Source organism: Patiriisocius hiemis, assembly GCF_031846325.1.
Classification (GTDB): domain Bacteria; phylum Bacteroidota; class Bacteroidia; order Flavobacteriales; family Flavobacteriaceae; genus Patiriisocius_A; species Patiriisocius_A hiemis.
The window spans coordinates 100,316-118,387 of sequence record NZ_JAVRHZ010000008.1; the positions used below are offsets into that span (position 1 = coordinate 100,316).

Genomic DNA, 18,072 nt, shown 5'->3' on the forward strand with positions numbered 1-18,072 from the left:
TCTATTTTGAAGCAAATAGTTTTACATCGTTTTCACTTACCTCTGCAGCACCTAAGATAATTAATCTTTCTACAACGTTACGCAACTCTCTGATGTTTCCAGTCCAGTCGTATTCTTGTAAAAGCTTTAATGCTTTATCCGAGAACTTTTTTTGTGAAGTACCGTGTTCTGATGCTATTCTATTTGTAAAATAATCTACTAGTAAAGGGATATCCTCTCTTCTATCATTTAAAGGTGGGACTTTTATTAAAATAACTGCTAAGCGATGATATAAATCTTCTCTAAAATTACCTTCGGAAATCTCTTTCTTTAAGTCTTTATTAGTAGCAGCAACGATTCTAACATTTACCTTTATGTCCTTATCACTACCCACACGTTGTACTTTATTTTCTTGAAGGGCACGTAACACTTTTGCTTGTGCAGAGAGACTCATATCTCCAACTTCATCTAAAAATATAGTTCCGCCATTAGCAGCTTCAAACTTTCCTGCTCTGTCTTTATTTGCTGAAGTAAAGGCACCTTTAACGTGCCCAAAAAGTTCACTTTCAATTAACTCTGCAGGGATGGCAGCACAATTTACTTCAATCATAGGCCCTTTAGACCTATCACTTTTTTGGTGTAACCAATGTGCCACTAATTCTTTTCCTGTTCCGTTGGGTCCTGTAATAAGTACTCTAGCCTCGGTAGGAGCTACTTTTTCTATCATCTCCTTTATTTGTGAGATAGCAGGAGACTCACCAATCATTTCGTAGTTTTTACTCACTTTCTTTTTTAAGCGTGTATTTTCTACTACTAGCTCTTTTCTATCAAGTGCAATACGAACAGTATTAAGAAGCCTATTTAAGTCTGGTGGTTTTGAGATGTAATCAAAAGCGCCTAGACGCATTGTATTTACAGCAGTATCTAGGTCACCATGACCAGAAATCATGACAATAGGCACCTCTGGTTTTATCTTTTTAACAGCTTCTAAAACTTCTACGCCGTCCATCTTTGGCATTTTAATATCACAAAGAACTAGATCATAATCCTCCTTTTTAATAAGCTCAACTCCCGAAAGACCATCCTCTGCCTCAATTACCTGATAAGAATCATTCTCTTCAGTTAAAATTTTTACAAGTACTCTTCGTATTGCAGCTTCGTCTTCTATAATTAATATTTTTGACATCTTATATTTTAAATTTTATACCTGAACGTAAGTAAAAGGTGTTTGCATCGTTTAGAGTTAATACATCATCTGCGTTATCATTTCTAAGCCTAATATCATTAATAAGTGTATGACCACCATAAAAATAAAACAATAAGTTTTTAGTGAATAAGTACTCATAACCCATGCCAGAAAGAACTGTAGTCATAGAAATGGTACTTCCTGCCTTATTATTTGGTAAATTTATGTCTTCTTGAATATTTGCAAAGAAACCATCTAAAGTTACAAATCCTTGTAATATATGTTTATCTGTTATGTAGTATTTAAGATTTGTTTTTGGAACCCCAAGGGTATAAGACCAATTGGGATGCATTTTTCTAAAATAATTAATTATTGGTAATGGAAAAGGTCTTCCTGCATTAGTTCCATAAGTTGCTCCTAGAATAATTCTCCACGGCTTTTTAACATTCTTTACCTCGTCACCTCCAGTTCTATCTTTGATAAAAAATAAAGAGCCACCATAAATAAAATCGTCTCCATTAATTCTTCTACTAAAATCTGAAGCTATTATTGTTTCAGCTTTAATAGCATAACGCCAGTCATTCTTCATTTTTGCAGTATACCCTACTGTAAACTTAAAGGACTGATACCTCTCAAACCCTTCATTATTAAAAGGGAGGTCATCTTTAAGTAGTATATTAATATTCCTGTATTCTATACCAGCAACTAGATAATCGTCTTCTGCAATTGGAATTGGAAAGTTTAGGAATGTTCTAAATCTTCTAAAAGAATTATCTGAGCTTGATTGTGGTGCGTAAGTATATTCTATTCTTGCTAAATCTGTAGTTTGCCCTAATGAACAAGTTATTCTTGAAACAAAGAATAGTAAACAAAAAAGTTTTTTAATCATAAAATAGCATTAATCAATCTTCTCCCATGTTTATTTTTGATGTTCCTGCATTATTAAACAGGTGTACATCTCGTTGTGGGAATGGAATAGTAATATTATGTACTCTAAACAAGTTATCAATCCTAAAGCGTATTTCACTCTTTATTCTTGGATCTACAAAACTGTCACTTATAAAGAAGAACACTCCAAATATAAGTGCAGAGTCCCCAAAATCTTCAAAAAGAACGAAAGGTTTAGGGTTTTTTAACACTCCTGACTGCTCATTTACACTTTGCAATAACAATTCTTTAACTTTCTGAGTGTCGCTTCCATAAGCCACACCCACTCTTACAGACTCACGTGTAGTTTTATGGTTTTGCGTATAGTTATAAATAGTATCACTTATAAACTTGTGATTGGGTATAATTATTATTTTGTCATCTCTAGTAAGTGCCCTAGTAGTTCTTAATTTTATATCAATAACACGACCTACTTTGCCCTCTACTTCAATGATATCTCCAACGAGGAGTGACTTATCTACTATAATAAAAATGCCTCCAATAACATCTTGAAAAAGCTCTTGTAACGCAAGACCAAGACCAACCAACAAAGCTGCAGAAGCAGCTAATACAGGTGTAATATTAAATCCTGCTAAGCTTAATACTACAAAGACAACTATAATATAAGTTACATATTTAATAAACTTAAAAACACTAATAAATTTAAGCTTATCCGTCTCATTCATTTTTCTAGTGAATAAAAGACGTACCCACTTTAAAATAAAACTTGCAAGAAAAAAAGAAAATAGAACTAGAAGAATAAGCCCAACTGTAATATGAACTTGTTTATCTCCTTCTCCAAAATGAAAGCCCCAATTGAGAAACTCTTTTATTGCTCCCCAAATGTCTGTTTTTACAACTTCTTCAATTTTTTCAGTTACTTTTTCCTCTTGAAGCATATTAGTATTTAAGCCACTTAAATAGTTCTTTATAAGTTGGTTTTTTGCCATACATTAATATACCTACACGATATATTTTTGCGGCAAACCAAACCGTCCCCATAAATGTAGCAAATAAAATGACAACTGATAAAATTTGTTGCCAAATTGGAACACCAAATGGAATTCTCATCAACATTACAACTGGTGATGTAAATGGAATGTATGAGAATATTTGAGAAACTGTACCATGTGGATTGTCTATTACCGTAAAGAAGCCTACATATACAGCTAAAATTAAGGGCATTAAAATAGGGAGCATAAACTGTTGTGTATCTGTCTCACTATCTACAGCCGCTCCAATAGCAGCATATAATGAAGCGTATAATAGATAGCCTCCAATGAAAAAGAAAATGAACATAATAACCAAATTAAGTATAGGTAGGTTATTAAACTCTATTAGAACATCTCTCATAATGTTATTAATATCTCCGCCACCTGCTTGGGTAAGTGCTTCTTGTTGCGGAGTTTGTACTGAGGACACATCAATGCCAAGAATTAACGGAACAACTGTCATAAGTACTCCAATTAATATAACCCAAACTAAGAACTGTGTAATTCCAGCTAAGGAGGTCCCAAAAATTTTACCAAGCAACAATTTTACAGGTTTTACTGAAGAAACAATAACCTCTATAATTCTACTTGTTTTTTCTTCGATTACGCTACGCATAATCATATTACCATAAATAATGATAAACATAAATAGTATATAACCTGCTAATCCTCCAAATGCTAATTTTAAACCAGACCCAAGCTTTGAAGTTTTTTCTCCTTCAAAAGTTTCTAATTTAGTATCTACTCTAATTCGAAGTTCTTCAATTTTATTAATATCTATATTAGCTTGAGAAAGTCTTATTTTATTTGCCTCGTCTCTAATAATATCTTCTATATCATCCATAACACCAAGGGAGGGAGAATCTTCAGAGAAAAAAACAGTAGCTTCAGCAAGTTCTTGAATATCGTCTACTTTAGGAATGTATAACAACCCATAATTATTTGATTCTTCTGAATCCTTCTTTGCTTCATTTAAAGACTGACCAGAAACAAAAGTATATTTTAATGAGGATGTATCTTCAAAAGAATTTGTGAAAAGTCCACTCTCATCTAAAATTGATATTTCACGAACATCATTGCTATTCAAGTTAGATAAATAAGCAACAAGCGTAAATATACCCACCATAATTAGTGGCGTCAAAAAAGTCATGATAATAAAAGACTTATTACGTACTTTATTGAGGTATTCTCTTTTTATAATTAACGAAAGATGATTCATAAGAGTTAGTTTAGTTTTTTGCTACAGTTTCTATAAAAATATCATTTGCACTAGGTATTACCTCTTTGAAATGAGTAAGTTGCCCTTTTGAAACTAAAAAAGAAACTAAATCATTTGCAGAGGCATTTTCATCAATCTTTATACGGTACTGTAATTCATTGTTTATACTTTTAAAAACCGTAGGTTGTACATCAAATTTCTCTTTTAGAAGAGTAGCTGTTTCCTCTGGTGTAGGACTCAATAGGCCAACCTCAAATGTATTGTTTTGGTATGCTTTTTTTATATCTAGCAAATTTCCATCAAGAATTTTATTAGATTTATGTATTAATGCAATATGGTCACATAACTCTTCTACAGATTCCATACGGTGGGTTGAAAATATTACTGTAGCACCATCATCGCGAAGCTTTAATATTTCGTCCTTAATTAGGTTTGCGTTAATAGGGTCAAAACCACTAAAAGGTTCATCAAAAATCAACAATTTTGGGGTATGCAAGACAGTAACAACAAATTGTATTTTTTGCGCCATACCTTTAGACAATTCCTGAATTTTTTTGTCCCACCAATCTCCAATTTCTAAACGCTCAAACCAAGATTTTAACCGTTGTTTCGCATCGGTTTTAGATAAGCCTTTAAGTTGTGCTAGATAAAGTGCCTGTTCTCCTACTTTCATAGATTTATACAAACCTCTTTCTTCTGGAAGGTAACCAATGTGTTGTATATGGTGGGGTTGTAATTTTTCACCGTCAAGATGCACCTCACCAGTATCTGGCATAGTTATTTGATTAATAATACGTATTAAAGTAGTTTTTCCAGCCCCGTTAGGACCTAAGAGTCCAAAAATGCTTCCTTTTGGCACTTCTATACTTACATTATTTAGTGCTTTATAGTCTCCAAAGTTTTTTGAAACGTTATTGACTTGTAAGAGTTTATTCATAGTTTTTGTTATAGAGAAGTAAAGGTATTTTAAATCTTTTGGTTATAAATTGTAAAAGCTAGAAACTTTGTATGTAAGTATAGAATATTTCATTTTCGTTACAAAATGGCATAAAAAAACCCACCCTTTTTTAACAAAAAAAGGGTGGGAAAAAAATTGCTATGAAAAAGAAAAATTATCACCTAAAAGTTTAAGTGATATTCAAATATATGTAAATTATATTAAATATTAACTTTGTTTTAAGAAAACATATCTTTTACTTTTTCAAAAAATGACTTGTCACCTTTCTCAGGACTAGGCTCAAAATTAGTATCCTTCATCATTTTTTCAAAAAACTCTTTCTGTTCTTTATTAAGTTGTTTTGGAGTCCAAACATTAATATGTACTAATAAATCTCCAGAACCATATCCGTTAATACTTGGGATACCTTTATTTCGAAGACGTAAAATTTTACCACTTTGTACTCCAGATTCAATTTTAATTCGAACTTTACCCGTAACGGTATCAATTTCTTTTGAAGTTCCTAAAGCAGCTTCAGAAAAATTAATGTACAAATCATAATGTAGATTGTCTCCTTCTCTCTGTAATGTTTGGTGTGGCAGCTCTTCTATAGCAACTAGTAAATCTCCAGGAATTCCTTTACCTGGCGCGTCATTTCCTTTTCCAGATACTTTAAGCTGCATACCATCTACAACACCTGCAGGAATCTTAATAGAAACAGTTTCTTCGGTACTTATCATACCATTAGCATCTGCATTAGCTGGTTTTTTATCTATACTTTGGCCACTTCCACCACAAGTACTACAAGTAGTAGAGGTTTGCATTCTACCTAATATAGTATTTTGAATGCGAGTTACTTGCCCAGATCCATTACAGGTACCACATGTAGAATAGGTAGTTCCTTGTGCTACTTTTTTTCTTTTTACTTTAATTTTTTTCTCAACACCATTGGCTATTTCTTCTAGGGATAGTTTTACGCGTATTCTTAGGTTACTTCCTTTTACAGTACGCTGTCCACCACCAAAACCACTAAAGCCAGAAAAACCGCCTCCACCACCAAAAGCGCCTCCAAAAATATCTCCAAATTGGCTGAATATATCATCCATATTCATACCACCGCCACCAAAGCCGCCGCCACCTTCAAAAGCTTGGTGACCAAATTGGTCATAACGAGATTTTTTATTTGGGTCGCTTAATACTTCGTAGGCTTCTGCTGCTTTTTTAAACATTTCTTCAGCCTTGGCATCTCCAGGGTTTTTATCTGGGTGAAATTCAATTGCCTTTTTACGGTACGCCTTCTTAATTTCAGCTGCCGAAGCATTTTTAGAAATGCCTAATATGTCATAATAATCTTCCTTCATAATATTGCCCTAAAATTAGGTGTCTTTTATTGTCCTATCACTACTTTAGGATAGCGAATTATTTTATCTCCAAGTGAATACCCTTTCTCTACAACATCAATAATTTTTCCTTTTAAATCATCACTTGGTGAAGGTATTTGTGTTATAGCTTCATGAATTTCTGCATCAAAGGTATCTCCTTGCTTTGTTTCAATGAGTTGAAGTCCCTTTAAACGGAGTGTTTCTTTGAGCTTGCTGTTAATTAAAGACATGCCTTTATAGTGCTCATCTTCTTTGTTTTTCTCTAACTCTTTAAGTGCTCTGTCAAAGTCATCCATTATTGGAAGTAATGCAGTTATTACTTCTTGTCCTGCAGTTTTAAAAAGCTCTATTCGCTCTTTTGTAGTACGCTTTTTGTAATTTTCAAATTCAGCAAAAAGACGTAAATAGCGCTCTTTTTCCTTTTCAACCTCAGCTTTTGCTTCTTCTAGTGGATCTTTTTTAGACTCCTTTTTGTTTTCTTTTTTATCTTTTTTACTCTCTTCAGAAGAAATATTAGTGTCTTTTACTTCTTCTTCAATAACTGTGTCTGTATTTTTATTTTTCTTACTCATGTTCCAAAAATTCAATTTTCAATTGAGGTTGCAAAAGTACTGCCATTTGGTTAAAAATGTCAAAATGTCATTGGTTTATTTAATATTAATTTAAGAGAAAAATTTTTTTAACTTAGATACTTTTGTGAAACATAAACTAAATACATTCAAAAAAAATGAAAAAACAAATTTTAAGTATTGCAGCAATTTTATGTGTAGCAATAGTAATGACAAGTTGTAAAGACAATAAAAAAGAAGCTACTACTACTGAGGAAAAAGAAGTTGCAGAAGTGGACGCAACTGCTGTAGATTATAAAGTAAATACTGAAAAATCTACCATCATGTGGAAAGGAGAAAAACCAACAGGAACTCACTATGGAACGATTGATTTATCTGAAGGTATTGTAGCCGTAAACAATGGAGCTGTTGAAGGTGGTAAGTTCACTATAGATATGACTAGTATTGTTAGTCTTGACCTTGAAGGAAAAGGAAAAGAGAGCCTTGAATCACACTTAATGGGGACTGTTGAAGGAAAAGAAGGTGATTTCTTTAATGTAAACAAATATCCAACAGCAACTTTTGAGTTAACTGGTATTTCTGAAAAGGAAGGAAAAACAATGGTAAGCGGAAACTTAACAATTAAAGATAAAACTAACAATATTGAATTCCCTGCTGCAGTTTCGTTTACTGGCAATGAAATGAGCTTACTAAGTGAAGAGTTTGCAATAGATAGAACAAAGTGGGATGTTAATTACGGTTCTAAGTCAGTTTTTGATAACTTAGGAGATAAGTTTATTAATGATGATATGGAAATCCAGATTGAGTTATATGCAACTAAGTCTTAGTTTTAAATAAATCACATTTAAAAAAAGGGAAACATATGTTTCCCTTTTTTTATAATAGCTCATCTAAAGCAGACTCTATATTATAATGTTTAAAGGGGTATCCTAGCTCTTCAATTTTTGTGCTACTTACCAATTGACCTTCTAAAACTAAGCTAGCCATTTCTCCTAATATTAGTTTTAAAACAAAACTAGGAACATTAGGCAACCATAAAGGTTTATTCAATTCTCTTGCAATAAGTTTTGTTATTTTTTTATTTTTTACTGGATTTGGCGCTACCGCATTAAAAATACCTTCTAGATTATTTTTAAGAATATGATAATAAATACCAACAATATCATCTATATGTATCCAAGAAAGCCATTGCTCACCATTACCTAAAGTAGCTCCCACATTATTTTTAATAGGCTTTACCAACTTAGGAAATGCACCTTCATCTTTATCGAATACAACTCCAGTACGGACTATAGAAACTTCTATTCCTAGTTTTTTAAACTGATTGGCGGCGGCTTCCCAAGCAACAACAACATTAGCTAAAAAAGAAGTATCAACTTTTAGGTTTTCTTCGGTATAGAGAACTGTCTCTGAAGCTGGATAGACACTAATACCACTTGCAGAAATAAAGTAAGATACAGTATGATTTATTTTCTCTAAGGTTGCACAAATTAAATTTGCAGTATCAACTCTACTATCTACTATTTCTTCTTTATAACTTTTTGTCCATCGCTTTGAAATTGAAGCACCAACCAGATTTATTATGGCTGAGACACCTTGAAAAGCTTTATGATCAATTTCATTTTGGGATGGATTCCAATAAAAACCTTTAAAATTAGGTTCATTTTTAAGTTTAGATTTACTAGTTGTTAGATAATGGACTGTATTTCCATTTTCTATGCATAGCTTAGAAAGCTCACTCCCAATTAAGCCCGTTGCGCCAGTAATTAATACAATCATCCTTTTTTCTTTTTTCTTTTTTATTTTTTATTTTTTATTTTTTATTTTTTATTTTAAAAGCTACAGATTATTATGAAAACAACAAAGCCTTTAACGGAAGATTAGCAGTTTGAAAGTTATAGATAGATTGTTTTTAAAAAACTCAAATACTGCTACTTCTTCGAAGCTCTTAACATTTCGCGTTTGCCAGGAGGACCAGGAAGCCTTTCTACATCAAATCCTACTTCTTGCATTGCTCTACGTACGCTTCCCTTAGCAGAATAGGTAACTAGAACGCCATTAGGTTTAAGTGCCTTAAACATTTTAGCAAAAATACTCTCGGTCCAAAGCTCCGGCTGTACTCTTGCCCCAAAAGCATCAAAGTAAATTAGATTGTATAATGAGATATCTTCAATTTTATCAAAAAACTTTTTTTGCTTTGTGATAATAAAGTTTTTTGAAATTTTATGGGCTTCTTCCCAAGTAATCTCGTGTAATTTATGGAAGGCATCCTTCTCTTCTGAAAGATTTTCAGCATAATTCAATTTAGTAACTTCAGAAGTATCTACTGGATAAGCTTCAACACCAGTATAATCTATTTTTAATGATTTCTTTTCAGAAAACAAATAGGTTAAAAAAGCATTGAGTCCAGTACCAAAGCCAATCTCTAAGATTGAGACTTTATTTGGTCTTTCTGTTGAAATAAAGTGATGTAATCCGGTTTGAATAAAAACATGATTTGCTTCTGCAATAGCACCATGTTTAGAGTGGTATTGTTCATTCCAATCAGGCAGGTGAATAGTTATAGAACCATCACCTGTCTTAAGGAATTCACGTTTCATTATTATTGCTCTTCTTTTACAGGAATTAAAACTCCATTAGAAAGAAAAGAAAGCGTTCTCTTTGGTTCTGTAATAGCTGCAATTTCTTCTTTTGTTTTTCCTGCATCTTCTGCATAGTGCTGCTGTTCTTCTACACTCATTTCACTAACAAAAGCTTTTCCTCCAACAATCACTTCTTCTCCGGCTAGATCTTTTGGCATAAAGAAAGCGTAGTCTTTAAACTTAACCATTGCTTCGATGTCACCCATATCCATTTTCATCCAGCATCCTTTGTTTTGACACACTTCGTTTACTTTAGTCTTAAATTTTACAGCAACAGTATCGCCTGGTGTAAGTAAATTATATTTTTCAATTATTTGAGATTTTGTAAGCACTTCTGTATCTGATATTTCATCACCATAGATAGTGTATTTTTCTTGAACTGCTTCCTCAACAACTGCTACCTCATCTACTTTTTTTTCGTTTTTACAACCTGTAAAAAGTACTACTGAAAATAATACTAAAACTAACTTTTTCATATTTATTATTTAATAATTCTACATCCTATTAATATACTGCAATTTTATGAATTTTTTACGTTTTTTATACCCTATTTTTTAGTTATTTTGTGGCCTAACAACTTACCTATGAATATAACGACCAATAATATTACTATAAATAAATCTGAGGCTTCAAAAATTAATCAAATAGATTTTGACAATTTGGTTTTTGGGAATGTCTTTACAGATCATATGTTTGAATGTGATTATATTGATGGTGCATGGGTAAACCCTACTATTCGTCCTTACGGGAACTTATCTATTTCTCCTGCTGCTAAAGTATTTCATTACGGACAAGCTGTTTTTGAAGGCATGAAAGCTTTTAAGGATAGTAATGGTGATACATTTTTGTTTAGACCAAAGGAGAATTTTAATAGAATAAACAGTTCATCCAAAAGAATGGCTATCCCAGAGTTTCCAGAAGATATCTTTTTTGAGGGATTAACAACACTTTTAAAGTTAGATAAAGACTGGATTAAGCCAGGCATAGGAAATTCTCTTTATATAAGACCATTTGTTATTGCAACACAAGTAGGCGTTTCTGCTTCTCCAGCAAACCAATATAAATTTATGATTATACTATCTCCTGCACAAGCTTACTATACAGGAGATGTAAAAGTTGTTATCGCAGAGCAGTATAGCAGATCTGCGGATGGTGGTGTGGGATACGCAAAAGCTGCAGGTAATTATGGAGCTCAATTTTACCCAACCAATTTAGCTAAAGAAAAAGGATTTCAGCAAGTTATTTGGACAGATGCTAATGAGCATAAATACTTGGAAGAAGCTGGAACTATGAATGTGTTTTTTAGAATAAAAGACTCTTTATTTACTGCTCCCACGAGTGATAGAATACTTGACGGTGTAACAAGAAAAAGTGTGATTGCACTTGCTAAAAAAGCTGGAATACCCGTGGAAGTTCGCCCTATTTTGGTTTCTGAAATTGTTGATGCTGCTAATAGCGGCGATTTAAAAGAAATTTTTGGTGCTGGTACAGCCGCTGTAATTAGTCCTGTAAGTGCTTTTAGTTATAAAGAAAAAACATATACACTTCCAGAAATGACAAAAGAAACAAAGTATGCCACAAAATTTAAAAAGGATCTAATGGAAATTCAATATAACATAGCAGAGGATTCTTTTGGGTGGAGATATCCTGTTAATTAGACTGTTATAAACGTATTCAAAGTTATTTTTTTAGAATATCTGAGATATTAGGTTTAAAGTAATTAGGCCCTTTTAAAACTTTTCCATCTTCTCTGTAGATTGGTTTTCCATCTGCTCCTAACTTACTCATGTTACTACGCTGTATTTCATTAAAAACTTCCTCTATTTTATCTTGCATACCATGCTCAATAATAGTTCCGCATAGAATATATAACATATCACCTAAAGCATCTGCTACTTCAACCAAATCGTTATTATTTGCTGCTTCAAAGTACTCTTCGTTTTCCTCTTTCATTAAATTAAAACGTAATGTGTTTTTTGCCTCACCTAAGTTAGCAGTAGGTTCATTTTTTATTCCAAGTCCAAAAGCTGAATGAAATTCGTGAACAGCAGAAATTTTGTTTTTCATATTAATTTAATTTGTCAGGTTGAGTGAAACCAAAACCTGAAATTTATAGTATTTTTACAACTGTAAAACTACAACTTTATGTTTACTACCGGTCAATTGATTTTTGCTATTTGTTTTGCTATTGTATTTATATCTATTGTAGTAATTAGTTACAAAAAAGACAAAAAACTTCATAAAAAACAATACAAAGGTACTATCTGGATTCTTGTTGGATTTCTTTTATTTGTGGGGCTTTTATTAGCCGCAAAATATTTACTAAAAGGATAATTTTCAATCATCCACGTAAGCAAAAATTGCATTAGATACAAATTGTAGTTTATATTTCTTCCTTTTATATTAGACAAAAATACCCTGTAGTGGGTATGTTTTACACTAACTGATTTACTGAAATTTACGTTATCTAATTTGGGACTAATCCCATAGACAATCATAGGAACATTGGTTTTATAGTTTTCTTTAAATTAGTTAAAACTAAACCTTTAAATACTAACCATTATGAAAAAAGTAGCTGTTACCCCCCTCTTATTAACCCTTTGTCTTTTATTTGGTGTTTTCTCATGCAAAAATGAGAGCAAAACTGAAACTGAAAGCTTAGTTGAAAATAATGCCGAAGTTGAAAAGAAAGAATCAAAAGAAATGCAAAGTACTATTGTAAAGGACACCTTTTGGTTTGACACTTTGAATTCTGGAAGATTTCCAAATCCTGGCACAGAAATGTCCAAATATCAAGCTTTAGGAGAGTTTAGTGTAGATGATAATTTGATTTCTATAGACATCCCAGTCTCTGAAAAAGATTTTGATTTAAACAACATTGAAAAATATAACATTAGTACTAGCAATCATAATATACTACTAGTTGTTCTTACCCGAGGAGACGAAAATACAACTAGTAATACTTTACTTGCATTACTAAAAGGAGACCTTACAATTAAGGACTTAAATTTTAATGAAAGTATGCTAAAAAACCATGATGCAATTAAGGTTTATGTAATACATGATGAGTGTTATGATAAAGACTCAACTCAAGTAAATACATTCTTAAAAGCAGAAATGAATAAACTTCCTGCTGGCAATTACCCTAAATCTATTGATCCTGCCACCCGGACTAATATAGAGCAAATTAGAGCATCGTGTGATAGTATAAAGCCTGTTTTAGATAAACCAAAAGAAATTGATGGTGGTGTTATTACAGGTCGCTAAAAAACTTTTTATTTATTTATTTGTTCTCTTGAGTATAAGTGTATATGCTCAAGAGGACTCTTTATTAATACAGCTTAAAAAGCTAAATAATAAAGAGTTATTTACTCAAGCTGTCTCCCTTTGGGAAAAAAATGAAATTAACAATCCTAGTGGCTCACTTTTACTTACAGTTGGCACTTCCTATGAAAATATAAATAATGAGGATAAAGCACTTTTCTTTTATGAAAAAGCATTACAGTATTTTAAAAAAACAGACGAAACCGAATACTTAGCTGAAACTTATTTTAAAATCTATTCCTTACTAGATAGCCAAAAAAACCTTCTAACAACAACAACAAATTATTTTGATAATTTTTTAAAGTATGCAAAGGAGAGTGATAAAAGTGAATGGAAAGCGGAAATGAATAATCAATTAGCAATAAAAGATTTTAATAATAATGACCCCAAAATACCATATAACTATTTTAACAAAGCATTACAACATTTTAAAACCCTAAAAGACACAAATCGAATTGCTGGCACCTACTCAAATATAGGGTTACTGTTTTTGAACAATTTTAAGAAACCAGATTCCTCAAGGTTTTATCTCAATAAGGCATTAGACATTTCACAAACCACACAGAATATCAATACACAATGGAATGTTTTATTAAATATTGGAAACACCTATAAATTTCAAGAAAATTATAACACAGCAATCAAGTATTATTTAAAAGCAGATAGCTTGCCTATTAAAAAATACTCATTAAATAAAAAACGTCTTTTATACTACCACCTTCAAGACTCTTACAGGGAATTAGGAGATTTTAAAAACTCAGACAATTACTTATTAGATTATATAGAAATTAAGGATAGTATTAACCTACTAGAGCAGAACAAGACAATTTCTGAGATTAATACTAAATATCAAACAGCAGAAAAGGAAAAGCAATTGCTTATTTCAAACCAAGAAAAAAAACAGAATAGAAATATAGCTATTGGCCTCGCTGGCTCACTTGCTGCAGTATCCATAATAGCTTTTTTAGTTTTTAAGAATACTAGACGCAAACAATTTATAGCAGAGCAAGAACGAGAAATAGAAATACAAAAAACCGAAAAAATACTAAAAGAACAAGAACTCACTACTATAGATGCTATGATTGCTGGTCAAGAAAAAGAACGACAACGACTGGCTAGTGATTTACACGATAGCGTAGGGGCTACCCTGGCTGCTGCTAAAATGCAATTTGACCACCTTGCGCAAAACAAGGCAAAAGCCGCTCAACTTGATGAAGTATTTGCCAAAACCGGAAAATTATTAGATGATGCCTATACCGAAGTTCGCTCTATGGCACATATTAAAAATAGTGGAGTTATTGCAAAAAATGGACTATTACCTGCTGTAGAAAAATTAGCAAAAAATGCATCAGGGGTAAATAACCTTTCAATAGAAGTTCAACACTTTGGGTTAGAGAATCGTATTGAAAACAGTCTTGAAATTTCAATTTTTAGAATAATACAAGAATTAGTAACTAATATCATTAAGCATTCTAAAGCAACAGAAGCAAGTATTTCTATAACGCAACACGAAGATTCTATAAATATAATTGTAGAAGATAATGGAGTTGGGTTTAACTCAAAACACTTAAATTTTAACGAGGGCATGGGGTTATCTAGTATTGAAAAAAGAATTGAACACCTTGAAGGTTCTTTTGAGGTTGACGCTACAAAAGGAAAAGGAACTACTATTTTAATAGATATACCACTTTAATTATGAGGAAAAAATACTTACTATTATTTGTTATTTTTTGTGGAAATATTTCGTTATACGGTCAAGTTAGTAAAGATTCAATTAACTCTATTCTTGAAAACACAACAATTACAGATAGTCTTAGAGCTAATACTTTAAATCAAGTAATACTTGAACATTTCACAGATAGTAAGCCAGATAGTGCAATAGTTTTAGTAAAAAAATTACTTGACTTTACTTCAGAAAAAAAATTAGAACCTCAAAAGGCAGATGCCATTAATACTTTTGCAAATTCGTTACTTCACAAAGGTGAAGTTGCAGAAGCGCTTTCAAAATACGAAGAAAGTTTACTCTTATATCAAAAATTAAAAGATCTTAAAGGTGAGGGCATTGTTTTAAACAACATAGGTAAAATCTATAAACTACGTTGGAATTTTGACGAAGCAGAAAAATACTATAAGCAAGCATTAAAGAAGAGCAAAGAAGCTTTAGACACTGTAAATGAGGCCGGTACTTTAACAAATCTAGGCAACATAAACCTAACTCGCTTTAAGGTAGATCAAGCAATTCCATACTATCTACAAGCAATACAGCTTTGTAAAAAAATTAACTTTAAAAAAGGAGAAGGAATTGCACTTTTAAACCTTGGTATAGCTTACACACGTAAAGAAGACTATGAAAAATCCATCGCATGTTATGATAATGCCAGATTAATTGCATTAGAATTAAATAACAAAAATAACCTAGTCCATGTTTATGAAGCTTTATCAAGTACCTATTTTCAAATAAAAAACTATAATAATGTTATTGAAACATCTAAACAAGGGCTTGAGCTTGCAAACCAATTAAAGCGAACTTCGCTTCAAAAAGATTTTAACTACTATCTATATGAGGCTTATAAAGCAAAAAACAACTACAACAAAGCTTTATATCATTATGAACTTGGGATACAGTACCTAGACAGTTTAGATATTTTAGAAACCGAAAAGAGACTACTCCAATTTGAGTTTGACAAACAAAAACTCAAAGACAGCATTGTACAAGTAGAGAAAGATTATAAAACACAACTAGCCTTTGACAAAGAAATTGAGCAAAAACAAGCCGAAAAAAGATATTTACTTATTGGCTTTTTTGGATTATTTGTTGTGCTATCTATAATTATTTTCTTGGTTTACAAAAACACCAAAAAGAAGCAACAGTTAGTAGAGAAAGAAAGGCAAATTGAACTTCAAAAAACTGAAAAGCTTTTAAAAGAACAAGAGTTAAATACAATAGACGCTATGATTTCTGGACAAGAAAAAGAGCGTCAACGGTTAGCTAGTGAATTACATGATAGCGTTGGAGCTACACTCGCCGCTGCAAAGTTGCAATTTGAGCACATACAAAAGCAAAAAGAAAAAGGGAAAGAAATAGATGAGTTATATACAAAAACTGCTTCTTTACTAGATGATGCCTATAAAGAAGTAAGAACAATGGCTCATGAAAAAAACAATGGAGTTATTGCAAAAAAAGGCCTATTGCCTGCCATTAAAAATCTAGCAAAAAATGTTTCTGGTATTAATAACCTATCTGTAGAAGTTGTCCACTTTGGGCTCGAAAAACGATTAGAGAATAGTTTAGAAATTTCAATATTTAGAATAATACAAGAACTCGTTACAAATATTATAAAACACTCTCAGGCAACAGAGGCAACAATATCAATAACACAACACGACAACTCTATAAATATTATTGTAGAAGATAATGGAGTTGGTTTTTCTAGCAAAAATTTAAGTTTTACCAGCGGTATAGGACTTTCCAATGTTGAAAAAAGAATTGAACAACTTCTAGGCACCCTAGAAGTAGATTCTAATCCCGGAAAATCTACAACTGCATTAATAGATATACCATTATGATAACCGTAGCTATCGCAGAAGACCATCAATCACTTGTTGATGGGATAAATTTACTTTTAGAATATGAAGAAGATATTAAAATTGTTGGTAATGCTAACGACGGTGAAGCACTAATAGATATAGTAAAAGCAAAACAGCCAGATGTAGTTTTAACAGATATTAAAATGCCTAAGATAGATGGTGTTGCAGCTTCGAGAATAATAAAAAGAGAATTCCCCAATACAAAAATTATAGCTTTTTCAATGTTTGATCAAGACGAAGCAATTAAACAAATGATTGCTGTGGGAGCTTCGGGGTATTTATTAAAAAACTCTCCCTTAGAAGAAGTTCTTAGAGCTATTAGAACAGTTATAACTGGACAACGTTTTTTTGATGCCTCTATAGATATTGAAGCAATAGATGACTCTTCAGAAAAAACAAACAAAAAACCTTTATTATCAAAAAGTGAAAGAGAAATATTACAGCTTATTGGAGAAGGTAAAAGCACAAGTGAAATTGCTGCATTGCGTTTTACAGCAACCTCAACTGTAGAAAAGCATAGAAAAAATATGATTCGCAAATTAGGCCTTTCTGGAAAAGGAGAATTATTAAGGTATGCTCTTGAAAAAAAATATGATTACTAACCAAACCCATTTATTATGAAAACAATCATTAACACTCTCATACTCCTATTTTTTATAACTAGTTATTCTCAACAAAAGGTTTTTCAAAAAAAGAAACCTACAAAAGGAGAAGCAAACTTAGTTGAGGATATTATGACAGAAAATGATGAGTTAGGGACAATTTCAGAAAATATATCATTTGGAATAAGTGTTGGGTTTAATAATGCTCTAGAAGAAATTAGTACAGCATCTATCTCCCCAATTGACAATAAAATAATTATTAGTGAGGAACAAAGAACTAGCTTTGTTTTATCGACAGTTCTTTCTGTTCCAATTATATTTAAGAGAAATATTCTTTATAGGTATTCTGGAAAAAACGGTGAGTTATACGGTCCATATCATAAACTTTCAGAATGGAGTTTAATTGCCGCTTTAAATATTGCTACTTTCCAAGGAGCCCAAAGTGGCTCAGTATTTAATCAAAAAATTAGTGGAGGACTTGGTGTTGCTTATAATTTTACTGAAGATGTTTCTATTGGTCTAACTTATGAGTTACTCTCATACAGAAAACCTAAAGATTTTTTAATCAATAATGAAGGTAATTCAATATCCGAAAATGGAAACCCAGTTAACTCACTAGATATATCTGACAACAGATACTTTTTTGATAGGTATGCTAATACCTTTTCCTTAAAAATAATTTATAAATTAACCAAGTAAGATTATAGTTGCCTAAATATAAATAC

The 18,072-nt window shown here is 31.9% G+C and carries 19 protein-coding genes; 8 read left to right on the plus strand and 11 right to left on the minus strand.

Annotated elements, in window-relative coordinates:
• Position 1: 1 nt before the first annotated feature.
• From RM538_RS12150 to RM538_RS12180, 7 genes are all read right to left on the minus strand, one after another.
• Positions 2 to 1,165, minus strand: coding sequence for a sigma-54-dependent transcriptional regulator (locus RM538_RS12150; protein ID WP_311333711.1), 1,164 nt, complete (start codon positions 1,163 to 1,165; stop codon positions 2 to 4).
• 1 nt (position 1,166) lies between these two features.
• On the minus strand, positions 1,167 to 2,054 hold the full coding sequence (locus RM538_RS12155; RefSeq protein WP_311333712.1) for a DUF6268 family outer membrane beta-barrel protein: 888 nt from the start codon (positions 2,052 to 2,054) through the stop codon (positions 1,167 to 1,169).
• Positions 2,055 to 2,067: 13 nt separating this feature from the next.
• Entirely contained in the window at positions 2,068 to 2,991 is a 924-nt protein-coding gene (locus tag RM538_RS12160; RefSeq protein WP_311333776.1) for a mechanosensitive ion channel family protein, read from the minus strand.
• Position 2,992: 1 nt separating this feature from the next.
• The gene (locus RM538_RS12165; protein WP_311333713.1) at positions 2,993 to 4,303 is read right to left on the minus strand and encodes an ABC transporter permease; all 1,311 of its coding nucleotides are present in this window, start codon (positions 4,301 to 4,303) and stop codon (positions 2,993 to 2,995) included.
• A gap of 10 nt (positions 4,304 to 4,313) precedes the next feature.
• Positions 4,314 to 5,240 carry an ABC transporter ATP-binding protein gene (locus RM538_RS12170; protein WP_311333714.1) on the minus strand — a complete coding sequence of 309 codons (927 nt, stop codon included), beginning with the start codon at positions 5,238 to 5,240 and terminating at the stop codon, positions 4,314 to 4,316.
• A gap of 239 nt (positions 5,241 to 5,479) precedes the next feature.
• Positions 5,480 to 6,601 carry a molecular chaperone DnaJ gene (dnaJ, locus tag RM538_RS12175; protein WP_311333715.1) on the minus strand — a complete coding sequence of 374 codons (1,122 nt, stop codon included), beginning with the start codon at positions 6,599 to 6,601 and terminating at the stop codon, positions 5,480 to 5,482.
• A gap of 26 nt (positions 6,602 to 6,627) precedes the next feature.
• Positions 6,628 to 7,194, minus strand: coding sequence for a nucleotide exchange factor GrpE (locus RM538_RS12180; RefSeq protein WP_311333716.1), 567 nt, complete (start codon positions 7,192 to 7,194; stop codon positions 6,628 to 6,630).
• Between the two features lie 155 nt (positions 7,195 to 7,349).
• On the opposite strand from RM538_RS12180, the gene RM538_RS12185 reads away from it, so the two are divergent.
• A complete protein-coding gene (locus tag RM538_RS12185; RefSeq protein WP_311333717.1) occupies positions 7,350 to 8,018 on the plus strand; it encodes a YceI family protein in 669 nt (222 codons plus the stop codon).
• A 49-nt stretch (positions 8,019 to 8,067) separates the two neighbouring features.
• Here RM538_RS12185 and RM538_RS12190 read toward each other — a convergent pair whose 3' ends face one another.
• The 3 genes from RM538_RS12190 to RM538_RS12200 form a co-directional block, all read right to left on the minus strand.
• The gene (locus RM538_RS12190; protein WP_311333718.1) at positions 8,068 to 8,970 is read right to left on the minus strand and encodes a TIGR01777 family oxidoreductase; all 903 of its coding nucleotides are present in this window, start codon (positions 8,968 to 8,970) and stop codon (positions 8,068 to 8,070) included.
• Between the two features lie 152 nt (positions 8,971 to 9,122).
• Positions 9,123 to 9,791: a tRNA (5-methylaminomethyl-2-thiouridine)(34)-methyltransferase MnmC2 gene (gene mnmC2 / locus RM538_RS12195; RefSeq protein ID WP_311333719.1), complete on the minus strand. Its 669-nt coding sequence runs from the start codon at positions 9,789 to 9,791 to the stop codon at positions 9,123 to 9,125.
• Positions 9,792 to 9,793: 2 nt separating this feature from the next.
• The gene (locus RM538_RS12200) at positions 9,794 to 10,309 is read right to left on the minus strand and encodes a DUF4920 domain-containing protein (protein ID WP_311333720.1); all 516 of its coding nucleotides are present in this window, start codon (positions 10,307 to 10,309) and stop codon (positions 9,794 to 9,796) included.
• A gap of 108 nt (positions 10,310 to 10,417) precedes the next feature.
• Here RM538_RS12200 and RM538_RS12205 point away from each other — a divergent pair, with 108 nt between their 5' ends.
• Positions 10,418 to 11,491 (plus strand): branched-chain amino acid aminotransferase, encoded by a 1,074-nt coding sequence (locus tag RM538_RS12205; RefSeq protein WP_311333721.1) that lies wholly within the window; start codon positions 10,418 to 10,420, stop codon positions 11,489 to 11,491.
• Between the two features lie 22 nt (positions 11,492 to 11,513).
• Here RM538_RS12205 and RM538_RS12210 read toward each other — a convergent pair whose 3' ends face one another.
• The gene (locus RM538_RS12210) at positions 11,514 to 11,900 is read right to left on the minus strand and encodes a pyrophosphohydrolase domain-containing protein (RefSeq protein ID WP_311333722.1); all 387 of its coding nucleotides are present in this window, start codon (positions 11,898 to 11,900) and stop codon (positions 11,514 to 11,516) included.
• 78 nt (positions 11,901 to 11,978) lie between these two features.
• Here RM538_RS12210 and RM538_RS12215 point away from each other — a divergent pair, with 78 nt between their 5' ends.
• From RM538_RS12215 to RM538_RS12240, 6 genes are all read left to right on the plus strand, one after another.
• Complete coding sequence (locus tag RM538_RS12215) at positions 11,979 to 12,167, plus strand: hypothetical protein (protein ID WP_311333723.1); 189 nt, start codon at positions 11,979 to 11,981, stop codon at positions 12,165 to 12,167.
• A 228-nt stretch (positions 12,168 to 12,395) separates the two neighbouring features.
• Positions 12,396 to 13,100 (plus strand): hypothetical protein, encoded by a 705-nt coding sequence (locus RM538_RS12220; RefSeq protein WP_311333724.1) that lies wholly within the window; start codon positions 12,396 to 12,398, stop codon positions 13,098 to 13,100.
• A gap of 28 nt (positions 13,101 to 13,128) precedes the next feature.
• Positions 13,129 to 14,850: a sensor histidine kinase gene (locus RM538_RS12225; RefSeq protein ID WP_311333725.1), complete on the plus strand. Its 1,722-nt coding sequence runs from the start codon at positions 13,129 to 13,131 to the stop codon at positions 14,848 to 14,850.
• A 2-nt stretch (positions 14,851 to 14,852) separates the two neighbouring features.
• A complete protein-coding gene (locus tag RM538_RS12230) occupies positions 14,853 to 16,724 on the plus strand; it encodes a tetratricopeptide repeat-containing sensor histidine kinase (RefSeq protein WP_311333726.1) in 1,872 nt (623 codons plus the stop codon).
• Entirely contained in the window at positions 16,721 to 17,347 is a 627-nt protein-coding gene (locus RM538_RS12235; RefSeq protein ID WP_311333727.1) for a response regulator transcription factor, read from the plus strand. Before RM538_RS12230 ends, RM538_RS12235 begins: the two co-directional genes overlap by 4 nt.
• 15 nt (positions 17,348 to 17,362) lie before the next feature.
• Positions 17,363 to 18,046, plus strand: a complete 684-nt coding sequence (locus RM538_RS12240) for a hypothetical protein (protein WP_311333728.1) — start codon at positions 17,363 to 17,365, stop codon at positions 18,044 to 18,046.
• Positions 18,047 to 18,072 lie beyond the last annotated feature (26 nt).

Excerpts from the sequence above, each read along its gene's own strand:
- RM538_RS12150 (WP_311333711.1), bottom strand. The coding sequence starts at position 1,165 with ATGTCAAAAATATTAATTATAGAAGACGAAGCTGCAATACGAAGAGTA.
- RM538_RS12155 (WP_311333712.1), bottom strand. The coding sequence starts at position 2,054 with ATGATTAAAAAACTTTTTTGTTTACTATTCTTTGTTTCAAGAATAACT.
- RM538_RS12160 (WP_311333776.1), bottom strand. The coding sequence starts at position 2,991 with ATGCTTCAAGAGGAAAAAGTAACTGAAAAAATTGAAGAAGTTGTAAAA.
- RM538_RS12165 (WP_311333713.1), bottom strand. The coding sequence starts at position 4,303 with ATGAATCATCTTTCGTTAATTATAAAAAGAGAATACCTCAATAAAGTA.
- RM538_RS12170 (WP_311333714.1), bottom strand. The coding sequence starts at position 5,240 with ATGAATAAACTCTTACAAGTCAATAACGTTTCAAAAAACTTTGGAGAC.
- dnaJ (WP_311333715.1), bottom strand. The coding sequence starts at position 6,601 with ATGAAGGAAGATTATTATGACATATTAGGCATTTCTAAAAATGCTTCG.
- RM538_RS12180 (WP_311333716.1), bottom strand. The coding sequence starts at position 7,194 with ATGAGTAAGAAAAATAAAAATACAGACACAGTTATTGAAGAAGAAGTA.
- RM538_RS12185 (WP_311333717.1), top strand. The coding sequence starts at position 7,350 with ATGAAAAAACAAATTTTAAGTATTGCAGCAATTTTATGTGTAGCAATA.
- RM538_RS12190 (WP_311333718.1), bottom strand. The coding sequence starts at position 8,970 with ATGATTGTATTAATTACTGGCGCAACGGGCTTAATTGGGAGTGAGCTT.
- mnmC2 (WP_311333719.1), bottom strand. The coding sequence starts at position 9,791 with ATGAAACGTGAATTCCTTAAGACAGGTGATGGTTCTATAACTATTCAC.
- RM538_RS12200 (WP_311333720.1), bottom strand. The coding sequence starts at position 10,309 with ATGAAAAAGTTAGTTTTAGTATTATTTTCAGTAGTACTTTTTACAGGT.
- RM538_RS12205 (WP_311333721.1), top strand. The coding sequence starts at position 10,418 with ATGAATATAACGACCAATAATATTACTATAAATAAATCTGAGGCTTCA.
- RM538_RS12210 (WP_311333722.1), bottom strand. The coding sequence starts at position 11,900 with ATGAAAAACAAAATTTCTGCTGTTCACGAATTTCATTCAGCTTTTGGA.
- RM538_RS12215 (WP_311333723.1), top strand. The coding sequence starts at position 11,979 with ATGTTTACTACCGGTCAATTGATTTTTGCTATTTGTTTTGCTATTGTA.
- RM538_RS12220 (WP_311333724.1), top strand. The coding sequence starts at position 12,396 with ATGAAAAAAGTAGCTGTTACCCCCCTCTTATTAACCCTTTGTCTTTTA.
- RM538_RS12230 (WP_311333726.1), top strand. The coding sequence starts at position 14,853 with ATGAGGAAAAAATACTTACTATTATTTGTTATTTTTTGTGGAAATATT.
- RM538_RS12235 (WP_311333727.1), top strand. The coding sequence starts at position 16,721 with ATGATAACCGTAGCTATCGCAGAAGACCATCAATCACTTGTTGATGGG.
- RM538_RS12240 (WP_311333728.1), top strand. The coding sequence starts at position 17,363 with ATGAAAACAATCATTAACACTCTCATACTCCTATTTTTTATAACTAGT.